Genomic DNA, 17,851 nt, shown 5'->3' on the forward strand with positions numbered 1-17,851 from the left:
GTAAGCTGTAAGCTGTAAGCTGTAAGCTGTAAGCTGTAAGCTGTAAGCTGTAAGCTGTAAAAATATTAACCTTGTGGGCTTTGTCTGCAAGGTTTTTTTATGCCTGGAGCTCGATATCTGATGGCTGACGGCTGACGGCTGACGGCTGACGGCTGACGGCCAATTTAAAACAAAAAACCCAGCCTAAGCTGGGTTTTTGATATTCATAGAAAACTAAAATTACTTGATTTTAGCTTCTTTGAAAAGAACATGTTTACGGATTTTTGGATCAAACTTTTTGATTTCCATTTTTTCCGGCATGTTACGCTTGTTCTTGTCGGTAGTGTAGAAAAAACCAGTACCAGCTGTAGAAACTAAACGGATCTTATCACGCATGACTCAGGTCCTTAAACTTTTACGCCGCGAGCACGGATTTCAGTAAGAACCGTGTCGATGCCTTTTTTATCGATAATACGCATACCTTTAGTAGTAGTGCGTAATGTTACAAAACGTTTTTCACTTTCAACCCAAAAACGGTGTGTTTGTAGGTTAGGTAGGAAACGACGTCTAGTCGCGTTTCTCGCGTGTGAACGGTGATTACCAACCGCAGGACGCTTACCTGTAACTTGACATACTTTAGACATGTCTATATATCTCCAATAACTTCGCTCGAGCTTAATTTGTCCCCTAGGCTATGTATTTTGTGCCCCAGGGATAAATCGAAGGGCGCTCTTTATACAGCTTATACAGGCAAAGATCAAGTGATTGATCTAATCCAACCAGCTCATGTGTAAATTTGATAGCGGCTAATTATAAAGATCGAATGCCCTTAGGGAAAGTAAAAACTGCATTTAAATTAAACTAATTTGCAAATAAACACTAAACCGCTCATTTTTAACACGCTTAGTGATTTGAATACGCTTAAATCAAGCCTCGTTCAGCAAACGAAATACAATTATCCCCCCCAACAACGATGTGATCTAAAATATTTATATCGACTAATTGCAAAGCTTGCTGCAATTTAGTGGTAATTAATTTATCAGCTTGGCTTGGTTCAGCAATACCTGATGGATGATTATGAGCCAAAATAAGTGCCGCAGCGTTATTTTTTAAAGCCGCTTTGACGACTTCTCTTGGGTAAACAGATGCCGCATTAATAGTGCCATAAAAAAGTGTTTCTTCTTTAATTAAGCGATTCTGACTATCTAAATACAACACCATAAATACTTCTTGCTGCAAGCCTCGCAGCTCAATCGTTAAATAGTCATATACTGATTGCGGAGAATTAAATACCGCTTCGCGCTGACATTGCTCCATCATATAACGACGGCTCAATTCCAGTACTGCTTGAAGTTGCACAAATTTTGCTGTGCCCAAGCCTTTTTGTGCACAAAAATCTTCAATTGATGCATTAAATAAATTATGTAAAGTTTGATTTTGTGTCATTAAATGTTGTGCAAGTTCCACTGCATTCATACCCGGCAAACCGGTGCGCAAAAATATCGCTAATAACTCAGCATCACTTAGTGATTTAGCCCCTTTGGCTAATAACTTTTCACGTGGCCGCTGGCTACTTGGTAAAGAGGTCAATTGCATTATTTCGTCCCTGAAAAGTAATCTTATGATTTAACTGTAATGCAAAAATAAAATTCCGCCTGCTTAACTGACAATAAAATTCCATATTAAAACTTCGTCCCTTGCACAAAGATTTGCTATCGTTAGCGCATATCGACAAACAGTTTCAGCAGAATATGACAAAGTTAATGACCAATTTAGCGACAGAACTAGCGAATAAAAAAATTGTACTGGGGATCAGTGGTGGTATTGCCGCTTATAAATGTGCCGAACTAGTTAGGCGATTAAAAGAGCAAGGCTGTGATGTCAAAGTGGTGATGACTGAATCAGCAAAACACTTTATCACACCACTTACCATGCAAGCGGTCAGTGGTGAAATGGTATCAGACTCTTTGCTCGACCCCTCAGCTGAAGCCGCTATGGGTCATATTGAATTTGCCAAATGGGCTGATTTAATTTTAGTTGCTCCTGCTACATCTAATATCATCGCAAAAATGGCCGCAGGCATTGCCGATGACTTACTCACTACTTTGCTATTAGCAACGCCAGCCAAAGTAGCGGTTGCGCCAGCAATGAATCAGCAAATGTATGCTCACCCTGCAACGCAGGCTAATTTATCCACGTTAGCACAGCGCGGCATTGCAATTTGGGGCCCAGGTAAGGGTGAACAAGCCTGTGGTGATGTAGGTGCAGGGCGAATGCTTGAACCACATCAGTTAGTGGTACTATGCACGCAACCTTCGCAACCGCAACTGCTCGCTGGTAAAACAATTACAATCACCGCAGGACCAACCCGTGAAGCGCTCGACCCGGTGCGTTTTATATCGAATCACAGCTCTGGTAAAATGGGCTTTGGACTTGCTCATGCCGCAGTGAGTTTAGGGGCAACGGTTAACCTGATTTCAGGTCCGGTAACAATTGCACCACCAGCAGGCGTAAATCTAATTAATATTGAGAGCGCTGAACAACTGCTTGAACAATCGCTTATTTTTGCTCCAAAATCGGATGCATTTATTGGTTGCGCCGCTGTTGCCGATTATCGTGCCGCAGCGATTGCCAAGCAGAAAATGAAAAAGCAAGGCGATGAATTGACGCTCACTTTGGTTAAAAATCCAGATGTAATTGCCGCAGTTGCGAGCCTTACAGAAGGTCGCCCGTATACAGTTGGCTTTGCCGCAGAAACTCAAGATGTCGCAAGCTATGCGAAAGGCAAGCTCAGCAATAAAAACTTGGATATGATCTGCGCTAATGACGTATCGCAAAATGGCCTTGGCTTTAATTCAGATCATAATGCTTTAACATTATTCTGGCACAATGAGCAAAAAGAATTAACTATCGATACCAAAAGCGCACTGGCATTGAACGTAATGACTGAGCTTGCGAAACGGTTGTAAAAAGGCTGGCAAGAAACTGAATAAAACATTAACATAGCCCTTATCGCTTGCTTAAAAAGTGAGTGATAAGTAGCCGCCAAAAGCTAAGTAAATAATTATAAAGAAAGGAATGTTCATGCCTGCGACAAAAAGAAGTAATCGCAAAGAGCAAATACTACAAGCACTCGCACAGATGTTAGAAACTAGCCCAGGCCAACGTATCACAACAGCAAAATTAGCTGCTGAGGTAGGTGTTTCTGAAGCTGCGCTTTATCGTCATTTCCCGAGTAAAGCACGGATGTTTGAAGGCTTAATAGAGTTTATTGAAGACACTTTGTTGTCACGCATAAATCTCATTCTTGAAAACGAAAAAGAAACTCAAAGCCGTATCTATAATATTTTATTATTACTGTTGGCCTTTGCTGAAAAAAATCCAGGGATCACCCGCATTTTAACTGGTGATGCTCTGCAAGGTGAACAAGAACGGTTACGTGAACGTGTACAAAGCCTGTTTGAAAAGCTTGAAACTCAGCTAAAACAAGTACTGCGTGAACGAAAACTACGCGAAGGGAAAACCTTTCAAAGTGATGAGCTAACCATCGCCAACTTTTTACTTGCCTATATCGAAGGAAAAATGAATCAATTCGTACGCAGTGACTTTAAAGCTAAACCTAGCGCACAATTTGAAAAACAGTGGTTAGAATTACAAAAAATATGGCTTTAGCGCCTAAAATCGTCAACGTAAACCACACTCAATGCCACCAAAAGCTGATTGATTTAGGCATTGCAACCCAAAATAAATTGGCTTGCAAGGTCACATTGTTATCAAAGTGTCTTTATGATCACCCAAACTGATATGTTCAAAGCTGCGGTATCAGGTGCCCCCGTGTTTAACATGACCAGTGCATATAGCGGCATTTAATTAAAATCAGGTTTAGCGCATCAATTCCAATATGAAACTGGACAAAGCCGTATCGGTAAAACCTTATTTAAAACGCCAAAGCTTTACATCGAAAACTCATCGGTATTCTTAGCTGATAAAGTAAATGCGCCGAATTTAATCATGTTTGGTGATAAATACACGCCACTTTTACAGTCTGAAGGTAAAGCTCACATTGAATGGTGAGCAAATAGTAACCAGCCACAAACTAAAACGCCCAACAAATGCTGGGCGTTTTAGTTTGGCGTAAAGTTACCTAGCTCGTTGGCGGTTACCACCCACTCTTGGCTTAGTATTAGCCTTTTTAAACTGACTAAAACCGGTATGACGACTCAGTGCAGGGCGACCGCCCTTGCCTGCTTTAAGCGATTTTTCATCACGGGTTTCTTCTGGCACTAAACAGTTTGGCCCTTTACCAATCAACTTGGCTTTCCCCATACTGCGCAGTGCTTCACGGATCATCGGCCAACCTGCTGGATCGTGGTAACGCAATATCGCTTTATGTAAACGACGTTGACGCGCACCTTTTGGCACCGGTACTTGCTCAGTATTATTTTTAATATTACGCAGCGAGTTCATCCCAGTGTGATAAATCGTGGTAGCATTGGCCATCGGTGACGGATAAAAATTTTGCACTTGATCTAGTTTAAAATCGTTCGACTTTAACCACAAAGCCATGTTCACCATGTCTTCGTCTTTAGTGCCAGGATGCGCAGATATAAAATAAGGGATCAAGTACTGCTTTTTACCCGCTTCTTTTGAGTATTTATCAAATAGCTCTTTGAACTGATCATATGCGCCCATACCCGGCTTCATCATTTTCGATAATGGACCGTCTTCGGTATGCTCTGGTGCTATTTTTAAATACCCCCCCACATGATGGGTTACTAGCTCTTTTACGTAACGTGGGTCTTGTACCGCTAGGTCATAACGTACGCCTGAAGCAATGAGGATTTTTTTCACCCCTTTTACTTCGCGGGCTTTTTTATATAACTCGATTGTTGGCGTATGGTCGGTGTCCATATGCTTACAAATATCTGGATACACACATGATAAACGCCGGCAGGTACTCTCTGCTTTTTTGCTCTTACAGCGTAGTTTATACATGTTGGCAGTTGGGCCGCCCAAGTCTGATATAACCCCGGTAAACCCTGGTACTTTGTCACGAATTTGTTCTATTTCTTCAATGATCGACTCTTGCGAGCGGCTTTGAATAATGCGCCCTTCATGCTCTGTGATAGAGCAGAACGAACAACCGCCAAAGCAACCACGCATAATATTGACTGACGTTTTAATCATATCGTATGCAGGGATCTTCGCATCACCATAGCTTGGGTGCGGTATACGTTGATACGGTAAACCAAATACGGCATCCATTTCATGTGTTTCAAGTGGATATGCGGGTGGATTCACCCAAATAGAGCGATCACCATGACGTTGGAATAACGCACGAGCACAACCAGGATTCGTTTCTTGGTGTAAAATACGTGATGCATGAGCGTATAGTGGTTTATTAACACTGACTTGCTCAAACGCAGGTAGCTTGACGTAAGTTTTTTCCCATGGCTTAGGACGCGCAGGCTGAATGGTAATTGGTTTTGCCGCTTCTGCTTGTAAATCAATACCCGCTTTTTTAAATTCGCTTTTACTACAACCCACATCATCCGCACCATATGGGTTTGGAATTGGGTCAATTTTACCAATTTTATCAATCGCGGTGGAATCACTACCACGCCAGCCCGGTAATGGCTCTTTACGAATAACCGCCGTCCCACGGATATCTTGAATAGTATCCATAGTTTCGCCTGCGGCAATACGATGAGCAACTTCTATTAACGGTCGCTCAGCATTACCGTAAATAAGAATATCAGCTTTGGCATCAAATAAAATACTACGACGAACTTTTTCTTGCCAGTAATCATAATGGGCAATTCGACGCAGGCTGGCTTCAATACCGCCAATAACAATAGGTACGCCTTTGTAGGCTTCACGACATTTTTGAGAATAGATCATCACCGCGCGATCAGGGCGTTTACCGCCGATGTTACCTGGGGTGTAGGCATCATCATGACGCATCCGTTTTTCAGCCGTATAACGGTTGATCATCGAGTCCATATTACCGGCTGTAACACCAAAGAATAAATTAGGCTTACCAAGTGCCATAAAGGCATCTTTTGATTGCCAATCAGGCTGCGCGATGATACCGACTCGAAAGCCTTGTGCTTCAAGTACGCGGCCAATAACCGCCATACCAAAACTAGGATGATCAACATAGGCATCGCCACTAATTATGATGATATCGCAGCTATCCCAGCCAAGTGCATCCATTTCTTCGCGTGTAGTTGGTAAAAATGGTGCGGTGCCGTAACACTCAGCCCAATATTTAGGGTATGAGAATAACGCCCGCTTGGCTTTAAGTGCGCTCATAAAAGTAACCAATTGCTTTAAAAAAGGTCGCAAAGTATACCCGAATAAATGAATAAGCGATATTAGCTATTTACGATTGCGCCCAATAGGTTGCAACACTAGTGCTATTTTTTACTTTCAATATATTGAATAAGCTCAACTTCTGGCATTGGTTTAGCATACATAAAACCTTGCACTTCATCACAACCTAATTGTTTAAGAAAATCGGCTTGAGCTTGTGTTTCAACCCCTTCTGCAATGGTCTTTAACCCAAGCTGCGCGCCAAGAGCTATAACCAGCTTGGCAATTGCACCGCTGTCTTTTTCGGGTAAATCTTTGACAAATGCTCGATCTATCTTCAACCTATCCAACGGTAATTTTTGCAAATAACTGAGTGATGAGAAACCAGTACCAAAATCATCTATAGCCACTTCAATACCAAACTCTTTTAGATCTTGTAGTGTTTCAATAACCATCGAAAGCTCATCCATCACAACACTTTCAGTGACTTCTAATTCAATATTTTTTGGTTTTACCTGGTATTTCAGTAAGGTATCTTTTACTTGTTGTGCGTAGCCTTTCACTTTAAATTGCGGCACCGACACATTGACAGCTATGCAAATTTCAACACCTTGATTTTCAAGTCGTTTTTGCTGCTGGCAAGCCTGTTCTAATACCCATTGACCAATCGCAACAATTAGCCCAGCATCTTCAGCAAGTGGAACAAAGATCTCAGGGGAAATATAGTTACCTTGTCCCGATGGCCAACGTAGTAATGCTTCACAGCCTTTTAATGACATATCACTAAACGCCAACTGCGGTTGATACCATACTTCCAATTTATTATTTTCAAAGTCTTGGCGAAGCTGACGAATAATACCTAATCGCCAAGTCATTTGTTCTTCCATATCGGAAGTATAACAAACGACATTTCCTTGATTACCTTTCTTAGCGTGATTCAGTGCGATATAGGCAAGCTTAAGTGTTTCAATACCACTGATTTGAAAGTCCTGTTGCTCGCACAACCCTATTTTAAAATTAGCTGGTAACAGATGCTCCGCTGCTGCAAACGGCAAATTTAAATTTTCACTTAATTCGTTTAAATCAAATCCATCGCGTTCAACTAAAAAACCAAATACATCCGCACCAATTCGTGATAGCAATTTAGCACTTGGATATTCTTGCTTGAGTCGTTCAACGATTGAAGTGAGTAAGTGATTTCCTACTTCTTGGCCTAAGCCATTATTGATATCTGAAAAGTGTGCTACATCAATTAGGATAAATAGATACTCGTTACTATTTAATCTATGATACTTTTCAATCTGTTCAATAAAATCAGTCCTATTGGCAAGACCAGTTAACACATCTTTGTAAGCTGCATCTCTGAGTTTATTAAAAAGTCTGACGTTATCTAAGCCCACACTGACATTTGTTAAGAAAATTTCCGCAAATTGCAATTGTGTTAAACTTGGTTTGCTAACATACTCTAAGTAAATAGCTGCCTGACGGTTTTTACTTTTCAATAAAAATGTAGTGTCGTGATCAGTGTGCTGATGCTCGCCAAACTTAAAACAATTTTGCACTTGCAAAATAATTCGCCCATCATCAAGTTGCTCTACACCCTGCCCAATAAAAGCATTAAACTCAGCACAACCTCCCAGCACTTGAACCTGGTAGCTATCATCCAAACTACCACACACAACCCCTCTTGGTGCACAATCTAAAATTACCGAGAGCTGCTTAATCACCGCCATAGTAAATGCTTTGATGTCGGTAAAACCTAAAATAGCCTTTGAGGCTAGCAGAATATTATTTAACGCTTTGCTTTGATATTCAAGCTGGCAAACTTGCTCGTATGAGCGAATCGCTGTAACTAAGGTGGTAACTAGCTTGCTGCGGGTGAGTTCGGTTTTAGTTTTATAATCATTAATATCGTATTCACGGATCACTTGCTCTTCAGGCGCATATCCAGGCTGACCTGTCCGTAAGATAATACGTACGTTATGGTTTTTCAATATATCACGCACTTCTTTGACCACTTTTAAGCCCGCATCATCGGATTCCATGACGACATCTAGCAGTAATACCGACACATTATTAGTGTTAGCTAACAGTTCAACAGCTTCAGTGCCAGAATAAGCATGATGAAAACGCAGTGTTCTCCCCCAAAACTCAACGCCTGATAGTGCAAGTTCCGTTACAGTGTGAATTTCAGGATCGTCATCAACAATCAGAACATCCCAGTAATCCTTAGGCACATCTTCTTCCTGAGGTTCGTCTTCATGGTTGAAAAATAAAAAATCATTGTGTTCTGACGTCATTCCAAATCCTTTAAATTCAAATATTACGCGCCATCATTTAATATTGAGACAATTCAGTTATTGACTAATAAGTTATCACTATTTAACTTATGATACAGTATTAATATCGATGATTAGTGAATATTGTTTTACAGATTATAGTCGATATTCAGCACCTTGCTGCGCGACAGTAAAATTATAACTTAAGGAACAGTCATTAATATTTTGCCCAGGATTACTAAATTTATTTTTCTGATTACTTTAATTATTTTGGTAATTGGGCTGCTATTACCACAGCAATACCAAATCCAAAAGAGCATTAAAATTCATGCTCCGCAAACAGATATCAGCCCATTGCTTAGTGATTTTACAAAGTGGTCTAGCTGGTCACCTTGGCAAAAAGTAGATCCAAGTATTGTTTTCACTCTTGGAGAGCCTAGTTCTGGTGTTGGTGCTCATCAGTTTTGGCAAAGTAACTGGGGGTTTGGTGAAATGACCATTACCGATATCAGCAGCACTAAAATCAACTTCAATATTCTCTTTAATGAAGAGTATATTGTTACAGGCGTGGTCTCTTTTTCACCACTAGCTAATGGCAATCAAGTGACATGCTTATTAGAGGGTGAAGTTACCACTTCGATTTTAGGTGGTTATTTAGCACTATTTAGCCAATATATTTTGGCTAATACGGTGAGACTTGGGCTTAATAACTTAAAAACGACTGCACAGCTGCAAACAGCCACGCACAGCGAGAAGATCTATGACGATTCAAACAGCCCAAGCAAAAATTAACCTTGCCCATATAATTGAAACCAAACTTGGTTACTCTATGAGTAAAACCTGTTCCATTCGCCTTTCCAGTGCCAGTGATGACAGTTATGGTCCTCAAGGGCAAAGTAAACTGCCCTATCAAGTCAATAGTGATAATTCAACCCTTAATAGAGCCCAATATCGCCAACAATTGCTCCTTATCAAACAACAACAAAATATTGAAGCAATTATGGCCATGGCAATGGATTTTTGTCCAGACGTAACCAGTAAAGGGCAGCCTGACAGTGATTGGGTCGAACGCTTTATTGCCCTATGTGAAGATACTTCAAACGAATCAATGCAGAAGCTGTGGGCAAAGATTTTAGCGGGAGAAACGGTATCCCCAGGAACATTTTCAATTAAAAGCTTGCAAACACTTAAACAAATGACCCAGCGCGAAGCGGATGCACTACAAAAATGCACCGCGATTTGTGGCTATAATGAAAAGGATAATAGCCATTTAATTTTATTGGGCTTTTATAAAAAACCTTCGCTATTTGATTTGCTACGCAAAGGTAATAAAGTGTCATTTAACTTAGGTAAGGCTGGGATCAGCTTTCCTGATGTATTAACTTTGATGGATATCGGCCTAATCTACCGTAAAGAAATTGAGTCTGCAGCGCTTAAGGCGGGCCAAGAAATGAATCTGACATTTTTAACCCAACAGGTCGTACTCAAACCAAAAAATAACGATTTAGTGCTCAGCTACTATAAATTCACGCAAACGGGTGATGAACTTCGAAAATTGATTAACACGCCGATTAATAAGGCTTATAAGCAACTGCTAATCAGCTCACTTGAGGAAGAGTTTGAATTAGCGTGGCACACAATTAAATAACAGCGCCACGCTAAAGTGAACAAATTAGAAGTGAATTTGTATACCTGCAAATGGACCAGATGTATCGATATCAGTATATAGGTTATCAATATCATCAAGCTCTAGCGTCATTTTACGGTAACCCGCTTTGATATCTAAATCTACCGCTAAGTTATCAAGTAGAGCCCATGCAATACCCGCTTGATAGTCTTGTACTTTACTATCATCGATAGCAAGTAAGCTGCCTTCAAAGAAGACACTTAAACCCGTTAAAGGTAATCCTACTTCAGCACGACCATAAACTAATGGCACAAAACCTGAAAAATCGACAGTTTCTGTTGTTGTTTTGCCATTAGCAGTACCGGTAACAACAATATCGCCATCAAACTGCTTAGCATTTACGCCTAAGTCGATAGACAATAAGTCATTATCAAATATTTCATAGTACAAAATATAATCAACGTGTGATAAATCACTGACCGTAGTTGCAGTAGTATTGGTTGTAAATGAAGTACCACCAAACTCAAACGTTTCATCAAGCAAGGTTGAGCCATTTAACTCAAGCTCGGTATACTTTAGCTTAATATTTGGTACTAATGGAATTGGATGCTCAAGCGCTGCGTAGTAACTGATGAAGGTTTCATCTTCAAAATTAAAGTCTTGCATATTACCGCTATCAGAAAAGCTACCTGAATTATCAGATTGCCAGCCATCAACACCAACATATAAACCTAAAAGGGTGTCAGCGTGAGCCGCTGGAGCCAAAAATGCCATCGAAAGGGCAGCGGCTAAACAGTACTTTTTCATGTTTTTTATCCTTGCGCTAAAAGTTCGCTAAGTTCAATAAGAGCCGCATTGGCTCTTGATATATAATTTGCCATTACTAATGAGTGGTTAGCAACAAAACCAAAACCATTACCATTTAAAATCATCGGACTCCAAACAGTCTCTTGGGTTGCTTCCAGCTCACGTATAATTTGTTGTAAGCTCACACCTGCATTCTTTTTCTCTAATACATCAGCAAAATCATATTCTACTGCTTGCAAAAAATGTAATAAGGCCCAAGTTGCACCGCGTGATTCATAAAACACATCATCAATTTTCCACCAAGAAGTTTTAATTTGATTTTGTAATGGAGCATAAGTTGCTTGGTGTGCTTCTTTATCACCAGCTAGATCAGTATTTAACCGATCTTGACCTACACTGGCACTTAAACGCTGACTTAAACTACCAAGGCGTTTTTCAGCTTCTTTTAACCAGCCACGTAGGTTGTCTGCTCGCGCGTAAAACTGGCTGTCACGGCTATTTTGGTCTGCTATTTGAGTACGGTAAACAATTAATAAATCAATGCCTTTTTGGTACTCACTTTCGGCACTTGGCCACGCCCATGCTTCTGAACTGATATTAAATTGTGGTTGAGCTTTTTTTAGGGCTTCATGTTCGGTCGATTGCGACTGTGAACGGCTAAAGTCTTTACGCATTGATAGCGCCAAATCGCGTGTCATTTCTAATGCGCCATATTCCCAAGCTGGCATATTATCCATAAGAATGCTCGGAGGTATTACATCATTTGATAAATAGCCGCCAGGTTTATTCAATAATGTGCTAGCAACATTAATCAAAGCAGTGGTCGTAGTGTAACCTGTTACTAGTTTTTCGCCACGCTGCTGCGCATCCTGTTTGGCTTGCGTGATCACATTTACACGGCTTGGCTCAACACTCCAATACACTGATATCGCATAAAATAAAATAAAGACTAATATTAGCCCAGATATAATTTTCCCTTTATGTTGTGACATTTAACCTCCTAGTGATGTGTATGGGGCTGCTTAGATTGTGATTCTTGTTCTACTTGGCTTTCTAATGAAATCACTGTAGCTTGATTAAAGACACGATCTCCATTGCTAAAATATAGCGTGAGTTTGAGTTCTTGACCTATTTTTAACGGCTCTTTTGGTTCAAAAACCATTAAATGATAACCGCCTGGTTTAAAGTCTAGCTGTTGATGTGCTTTGATCTCTAAGGCATCTACTTTTTTCATTTTCATCATGCCATTAACATGGCGGTGTTCATGCACTTCAACTCGTCCTAAGCCCTCAAGGCTAGCCTTTATTAATGTCACTGTCGTATCTCCATGATTAAAAAGCGTTAAATAACCAACACTGGATTGACTCCCAGGTAAAAACCCCCTTACTTGAGCATTGCTAACTACAATATTGCTTGCTGTATCATGTTGATGCTCTGCATGAGCAAATAGCGCTGATGAGTATAGGCCTATAGCTAAAAAAGCCACTGTAAAAATAGTTAGTAATGGTTTAAGAGTCATGTCGATCCTTGTTATAGTAATCACTTTAAGTGCTAAATTTAGCATATTTGCGAAAAAATAGTCAGCTAAATTAGTATTTAAGATAACCTCTTTGTGACAAACTATGCGACCTTTTTATTATCCGCGACTAACCAACACAGAAAAACAATCAGCAGTAGCGGCCATGCGATCATCACAGAACCAAACAACAAAGCCAGCATCACGCCGACTCCTATTATTAGACCTGCGCCAATCAAACCAACACTAACCAGCGCAATAATGGCAATAACGACCACCACAGCCACTAATGCACCAAATAGTTCAATGCCAACCCAACTCAAGTCAGCAATCCACAAAGGGAGCTGCCATGAGTCAAACTGCATTATCTCAAATGGACTAGCAGCGATAAACAATGCTGCTAGTAGACACAGTGCAATAATTTTCATGGCGATCTCCTAATAAACCTTGTTGTCTAAACAACAATGTGCAATTAAATAACCCGCACCTATAAATAGTGGGAACTGAATAAACAGTACAATAGTTGCTAATCGAGTTGCCCAAATCGGAAATTCAAACCGACGCGCTAAGCCACTACATACTCCCGATATTTTTTTATTTAATGGATCTTTACACCATTGAGTATTGTTATTAAATGTATTCATTTTTATAACTCCTAAGCCGACTGTTTTACTTTAGCTTTAAGTGCTGCAAGCTCTTTATCCAAGGCTTCGTCTTTAACAAGCGCATCAATTTTCATTGCCGTGTCAGATTGATTAGCTGTTGTCGTTTCGTATGTTTCCACTTGTGATTCAATTACCTCAACTCGGCGCTCAATCACATCAAAACGCGACAGTGCATGTGCCACTTTATCGCTATGCAACTGTTGATTAACTCGTACTCGTGCATTTAAAACACTATGCACCTGAGTTAAGCTTTGCTGCTTTGCTTTAGCAGCACTAAGTTTGTCTTGTAAACGCTGTGCATCGTCAGCTAACTTGGCCAATGAATCAGTTAATTTAACAAGCTCAGGTTCAACAGCTGCCATATCAGTGGCTACACGCTGCTTTTCTTTTAATGCGGCTGTGGCTAAATCATCTCGGCCTTTACTGATGGCTATTTCGGCTTTTTCTTGCCATTGTGCTATGGATGTTAACTTATCGCTTTGCTGGCGTTTCAATGCTTTTTCTTCACACAAAATCGCTGCAGCGGTAGTACGGCACTCATTCAGAGCTTGTTGCATCTCGATAATAAGTAAATTAAGTAGTTTTGCTGGATCCTCTGCTTTATCAAGCACAGTGACTAGATTTGATTGAATTAGATCATTAACACGATTCATTAGGCCCATGATTTTCTCCTGTTGATTATGGGTGATTACATCAAAGAGATTCCAAGACTTATGCCATGTCGTTAAAAAAACAACTAAAACAATAAATAACAATAGGATAGAAAGGTAACATCAATTTAAAAGTGACTTTCAGCTAAATTAAAATACGTTAAATTAACTAAAAAAGTGATATTTTGACTAAATTTTAGGATCAAAAAAAGCCACTAAAAAGTGGCTTTTCATATTCAAAATTTCAGCTACTCAGGCACAAAACTTAAAGCTTTATCCATTACTGATAAATCGGCTTGCTTACCATGACCGTTTTCAGATAAATGACGTCTAAATCCTCGCGCCCCTGGTTGGCCTTGGAAAATACCCAACATATGGCGAGCTATGTGCCAAAAATTAGCGCCTTGGCGCATTTCATCTTCAATATAACTATACATTGAGCGCACCACGTCATGACGAGATAATGCACACGCAGTATCACCGTAAATCTTCTCGTCCACTTCACTTAATATAAATGGATTACTATAAGCTTCTCGACCTATCATTACACCATCGATATGGGCTAAATGCGCAAGACTACCTGCAATCGTTTTAACACCACCATTTAAGCTCAAATCAAGTTGCGGATAATCTTTCTTCAGTTGATAAACACGCGGATAATCAAGTGGTGGAACTTCACGGTTTTCTTTCGGACTTAATCCCTTTAGCCATGCTTTACGGGCATGAATAATAAAGTCATCACAGCCAACTTTATGACTCGCTTCGATCAGCGCACATAAAAACTCATATGAATCCTGCTCATCAATACCAATGCGTGTTTTCACCGTAACAGGAATAGTAACCTCTGCCTTCATTGCTGCAATACAATCAGCAACAAGCTGTGGCTCCCCCATTAAACACGCACCAAAGCGACCATTTTGCACTCGATCTGACGGGCAACCAACATTGAGATTTACTTCATCATAACCGCGTTCAGCAGCCAATTTTGCACACTTTGCCAAAGCTTCAGGATCAGAGCCACCTAATTGCAAAGCAACAGGGTTTTCATGTGTATTAAAGTGTAGATAATCACCACGCCCAAATAAAATTGCACCGGTTGTTACCATTTCGGTATAAAGCACCGCATGCTTGGTCATTTTACGATGAAAGGTACGGCAATGGCGGTCTGTCCAATCGAGCATCGGGGCAACGGACATTCTACGAAAGCTTGTTTTTACTAGGTCACCAGACATTACAACACCTTCAAGGGTTTCTTCATTCATAAAATTACTGCTCCGAGTTGCTTTGAATTGCCCTGAATTACCTTGAATTACTTAGATGGGCCCCCTATAGGCACCCTCGCAGAGTAGGACAGATCAATAGCTTACATAGCTTTGCTAGTTGATAATTGAAAATATTAAATTAGGTGGGGATTATACACAAACAGACTGTGAAAATGCAGTATATCTAGCGTTATATACCATAGTGTCTGAATTATTAATCAATTAATAGAAGGAGTGATGATAACTACCAACTACAACATGATGTGGTGAACACTCACTCTTCCAAAATATGAAATAAAGTTAGCTTGTTAAGCCAATAAGCTAACTGCGATTCAGTAAATACTTTTAATTAAACTGAGCTTTCATTTTCAATTGTTTAGTTACTTTCGTCCGGCGTTGTTTCCATTCGATCATAACGCGCATCATCAAAATGGTTTTTATAATCAAAATTATGTAAGTTGGCATGAACAATTTCTCTTTGTGGGATAGAGATTAAAAACTGGCTAATATCTGCACCCTCATGCTCTTGAATTTTTGCTATCACAGGCTTGTAATCAATTAGATAAATAAGATCTTTTTTATCATCATCTCTATAACCACTAACAAGAGGCAGTATATTTAAGTCATTAGTGTCTATACCTGCTTCGACAATATAACCTATATAAACTTTACTATTAGATAAAGTAAACGCGATAGGTAAACCTTTTTTCCATGAACTAAACATTATTGATGAGAACTCCGGGGTAGAGTCTTTTTTCGCTGCTGCTTCCCATGTTTCATATAGTAAATTTTTTCTTGCTGCATACGATGCAATTAGTTTGGGGAGTTGGAATCCAAGATAAATAGACATAAGATACACTGCAATTAGATTCATACCGCTTGGACTGGCTGCTACCTCGGGCATTAATATATTTAGAAAAGATTTAAATGCACCACCTAATATTCTTCCAAACTCGGTTAGACCGAATAGAGAAACGAGTACATAGGAAACACAAAACAGGCCTAAACCCCACGAAGCAGCTAACAAAAAGGTGTGATAACCCTGGGACTTTTTATAGTCAGTTATTGTAAAGTGGTTCGATTACAAAAAAGGTGGCCTGCAATGGTGATAACGAGGATGAGAATAACTGTAGGTTTAATCATTATTATTTTCGCGTATAAAAAGCGCCATACAGACGCTTTCTTAGGTGCTAGGTATGGCTTCTTTAGCCTTTTTGACTTGTCGCTGCACGACTTTACTATTAACAAGTGAATCAATGTCTACAATAAAGTAGCTATTACCAGACATGTTAACTGCTATTTCATGTGTTTTGGTATCAGCAGGCTCATTACTAGATGGCTCTACTATTTTGCGTTTAAAAAACATTATAACTCCCCCCTAAAACACTTTAAATGAGTGTCTCAAATTGAAAGATAACTACTACAGACTTAAGCTATGCTTTAGTTATATCCCATTCAAGCTGGAGTGCTATCGCAGCATCCACCAACTACTACATCAAAAATCATAAATATACTTACTATCTTGGTAGGATAGTACTAAAAGCAACCCAAGACAACTCAAATATTACATACAGAATGTTATAAAACAGTCCTGCTATACTCTATTAATCAAATTGACTGTACTACTTAGTATGATTACCTCTAATTTAGATGTAGGAGCATGGAAGGAATTGGCATTTTTGATGGTGATATAATAATTATTGATGGGCAGCAACAGTTAAGTATAGCGATGTGATTGTTGCTGTTTTAAATGGCTTGTTTGTTTGAAAAATAGCAGATTTAAAGAACAACCAGCTTTTATCAGTTAACCCTGATCACCCAGCGGTCAAAATAACTGAGTATGATGAATATAATTGTGAAGGTGTTGTTGGCCAGTCGATAAGATTACACAGAACGAGTAATTTGTTAGGGTGACTAAAACCCGTCCCCCTTCCTTAATACATTGAGTCCCCCAATGGGCACCCTTGCACTGCTAAACACCTTTAAATACTTACTTATCTGTCCAATCGAGCATCGGGGCCACGCTAAACCGTCTAAACCCAGCATTACCTGCTACTGCTGGGCTAGAGCCCTTATTTAGTGTGTTACTCATATAGTTTGAATTGCCTTGAATCGCCGCGATTTTCGATATACAGTCCCCCTCATAGGGTTGGACTGACCAATAACTTAGGGTTAAATCATGGCTTCATATAATATCGAAAAACGCCGTCTTGCTTCAGGCGACTACACGACAATAAATGCGTAGTACGCGAGAAATCTAAGGGCTGGATTATACACAATGAAAGCAAAATATTCAGTAAAAGAGTGTTGGCCTAAAGTTAGGACAAAAACAAGTTAACGGATATTTTATATGTTATGTTTTTTATCTAATAGAGATGAATCCAGTCACTCTTATTGAGCTTAAATTGCCCAAGGTTCCAGACTTTTCCTATACAGAGAGCAGAGATGCGCGATTAAAGCCCCATACTTATGTAAAAATATAGCTGACAATTCATTTCAGATATTACGCATGCAGTGGTTATTGTTGATCACGCAAGCTCGTATATGAGCTAGATGCGGAACAGAGAATTATCAAATAGTACTATTATACCAATAGAGCAAGTATGGAGTTGGATACGGCAACACTGTTTATCTAATCGTGTGTTTAGTGGTTATGAAGAAATAGTCGAACAGGTTTCGCAAGCGTGGAATAAATTCATTTCTGTTCCTGATACGGTTAAAAGCATATGCTCTAGAGACTGGATAAAATTG

18 protein-coding genes and 2 pseudogenes are annotated in these 17,851 nt (G+C 39.8%); 6 read left to right on the forward strand and 14 right to left on the reverse strand.

From position 1 onward, the window contains the following. Positions 1-219: 219 nt before the first annotated feature. From rpmG to radC, 3 genes are all read right to left on the reverse strand, one after another. Positions 220-375 carry a 50S ribosomal protein L33 gene (gene rpmG / locus J7338_RS20030; protein ID WP_004335545.1) on the reverse strand — a complete coding sequence of 52 codons (156 nt, stop codon included), beginning with the start codon at positions 373-375 and terminating at the stop codon, positions 220-222. An 11-nt stretch (positions 376-386) separates the two neighbouring features. After that, on the reverse strand, positions 387-623 hold the full coding sequence (rpmB, locus tag J7338_RS20035; protein ID WP_004335549.1) for a 50S ribosomal protein L28: 237 nt from the start codon (positions 621-623) through the stop codon (positions 387-389). A 277-nt stretch (positions 624-900) separates the two neighbouring features. Further along, positions 901-1,575 carry a RadC family protein gene (gene radC / locus J7338_RS20040; protein WP_210798742.1) on the reverse strand — a complete coding sequence of 225 codons (675 nt, stop codon included), beginning with the start codon at positions 1,573-1,575 and terminating at the stop codon, positions 901-903. A 155-nt stretch (positions 1,576-1,730) separates the two neighbouring features. On the opposite strand from radC, the gene coaBC reads away from it, so the two are divergent. The 3 genes and pseudogenes from coaBC to J7338_RS20890 all read left to right on the forward strand — a co-directional run. Beyond that, positions 1,731-2,948: a bifunctional phosphopantothenoylcysteine decarboxylase/phosphopantothenate--cysteine ligase CoaBC gene (gene coaBC / locus J7338_RS20045; protein ID WP_210798743.1), complete on the forward strand. Its 1,218-nt coding sequence runs from the start codon at positions 1,731-1,733 to the stop codon at positions 2,946-2,948. A 115-nt stretch (positions 2,949-3,063) separates the two neighbouring features. Next, positions 3,064-3,651 (forward strand): nucleoid occlusion factor SlmA, encoded by a 588-nt coding sequence (gene slmA / locus J7338_RS20050; protein WP_145234700.1) that lies wholly within the window; start codon positions 3,064-3,066, stop codon positions 3,649-3,651. 38 nt (positions 3,652-3,689) lie between these two features. After that, positions 3,690-4,032: pseudogene (locus tag J7338_RS20890) on the forward strand (alpha/beta hydrolase family protein); the annotation flags it as partial. Positions 4,033-4,119: 87 nt separating this feature from the next. On the opposite strand, the gene J7338_RS20055 reads toward J7338_RS20890, so the two are convergent. Together J7338_RS20055 and J7338_RS20060 are read right to left on the reverse strand one after the other, a co-directional pair. After that, a complete protein-coding gene (locus J7338_RS20055; RefSeq protein WP_210798744.1) occupies positions 4,120-6,294 on the reverse strand; it encodes a YgiQ family radical SAM protein in 2,175 nt (724 codons plus the stop codon). 104 nt (positions 6,295-6,398) lie between these two features. Continuing rightward, positions 6,399-8,594 carry a bifunctional diguanylate cyclase/phosphodiesterase gene (locus J7338_RS20060; RefSeq protein WP_210798746.1) on the reverse strand — a complete coding sequence of 732 codons (2,196 nt, stop codon included), beginning with the start codon at positions 8,592-8,594 and terminating at the stop codon, positions 6,399-6,401. 249 nt (positions 8,595-8,843) lie between these two features. Between J7338_RS20060 and J7338_RS20065 the strand changes: the two genes are divergently transcribed. Both J7338_RS20065 and J7338_RS20070 read left to right on the forward strand, forming a co-directional pair. After that, positions 8,844-9,365, forward strand: a complete 522-nt coding sequence (locus J7338_RS20065; RefSeq protein ID WP_228733047.1) for an SRPBCC family protein — start codon at positions 8,844-8,846, stop codon at positions 9,363-9,365. Then, positions 9,334-10,221, forward strand: coding sequence for a TIGR03899 family protein (locus tag J7338_RS20070; protein ID WP_210798747.1), 888 nt, complete (start codon positions 9,334-9,336; stop codon positions 10,219-10,221). The genes J7338_RS20065 and J7338_RS20070 overlap by 32 nt, the downstream gene beginning before the upstream one ends. Positions 10,222-10,245: 24 nt before the next feature. Here J7338_RS20070 and J7338_RS20075 read toward each other — a convergent pair whose 3' ends face one another. The 9 genes from J7338_RS20075 to J7338_RS20115 form a co-directional block, all read right to left on the reverse strand. Beyond that, entirely contained in the window at positions 10,246-11,007 is a 762-nt protein-coding gene (locus J7338_RS20075; RefSeq protein ID WP_210798748.1) for a TIGR04219 family outer membrane beta-barrel protein, read from the reverse strand. Between the two features lie 5 nt (positions 11,008-11,012). Then, on the reverse strand, positions 11,013-11,999 hold the full coding sequence (locus J7338_RS20080) for a DUF2333 family protein (protein ID WP_210798749.1): 987 nt from the start codon (positions 11,997-11,999) through the stop codon (positions 11,013-11,015). A gap of 8 nt (positions 12,000-12,007) precedes the next feature. Further along, a complete protein-coding gene (locus J7338_RS20085) occupies positions 12,008-12,526 on the reverse strand; it encodes a copper chaperone PCu(A)C (RefSeq protein WP_210798750.1) in 519 nt (172 codons plus the stop codon). Between the two features lie 101 nt (positions 12,527-12,627). After that, on the reverse strand, positions 12,628-12,951 hold the full coding sequence (locus J7338_RS20090; RefSeq protein ID WP_210798751.1) for a hypothetical protein: 324 nt from the start codon (positions 12,949-12,951) through the stop codon (positions 12,628-12,630). 9 nt (positions 12,952-12,960) lie between these two features. Then, a complete protein-coding gene (locus tag J7338_RS20095; protein ID WP_210798753.1) occupies positions 12,961-13,167 on the reverse strand; it encodes a PspC domain-containing protein in 207 nt (68 codons plus the stop codon). A gap of 11 nt (positions 13,168-13,178) precedes the next feature. After that, positions 13,179-13,850 (reverse strand): PspA/IM30 family protein, encoded by a 672-nt coding sequence (locus J7338_RS20100; RefSeq protein WP_210798755.1) that lies wholly within the window; start codon positions 13,848-13,850, stop codon positions 13,179-13,181. Between the two features lie 236 nt (positions 13,851-14,086). Next, complete coding sequence (gene dusA / locus J7338_RS20105; protein ID WP_210798761.1) at positions 14,087-15,070, reverse strand: tRNA dihydrouridine(20/20a) synthase DusA; 984 nt, start codon at positions 15,068-15,070, stop codon at positions 14,087-14,089. 406 nt (positions 15,071-15,476) lie between these two features. Beyond that, positions 15,477-16,127: a hypothetical protein gene (locus J7338_RS20110; protein WP_210798757.1), complete on the reverse strand. Its 651-nt coding sequence runs from the start codon at positions 16,125-16,127 to the stop codon at positions 15,477-15,479. Between the two features lie 156 nt (positions 16,128-16,283). Further along, positions 16,284-16,466 carry a hypothetical protein gene (locus J7338_RS20115; RefSeq protein WP_169020556.1) on the reverse strand — a complete coding sequence of 61 codons (183 nt, stop codon included), beginning with the start codon at positions 16,464-16,466 and terminating at the stop codon, positions 16,284-16,286. A gap of 1,187 nt (positions 16,467-17,653) precedes the next feature. Here J7338_RS20115 and J7338_RS20120 point away from each other — a divergent pair. Then, positions 17,654-17,851: pseudogene (locus J7338_RS20120) on the forward strand (hypothetical protein); the annotation flags it as partial.

This window comes from Pseudoalteromonas ostreae (assembly GCF_018069805.1).
Classification (GTDB): domain Bacteria; phylum Pseudomonadota; class Gammaproteobacteria; order Enterobacterales; family Alteromonadaceae; genus Pseudoalteromonas; species Pseudoalteromonas ostreae.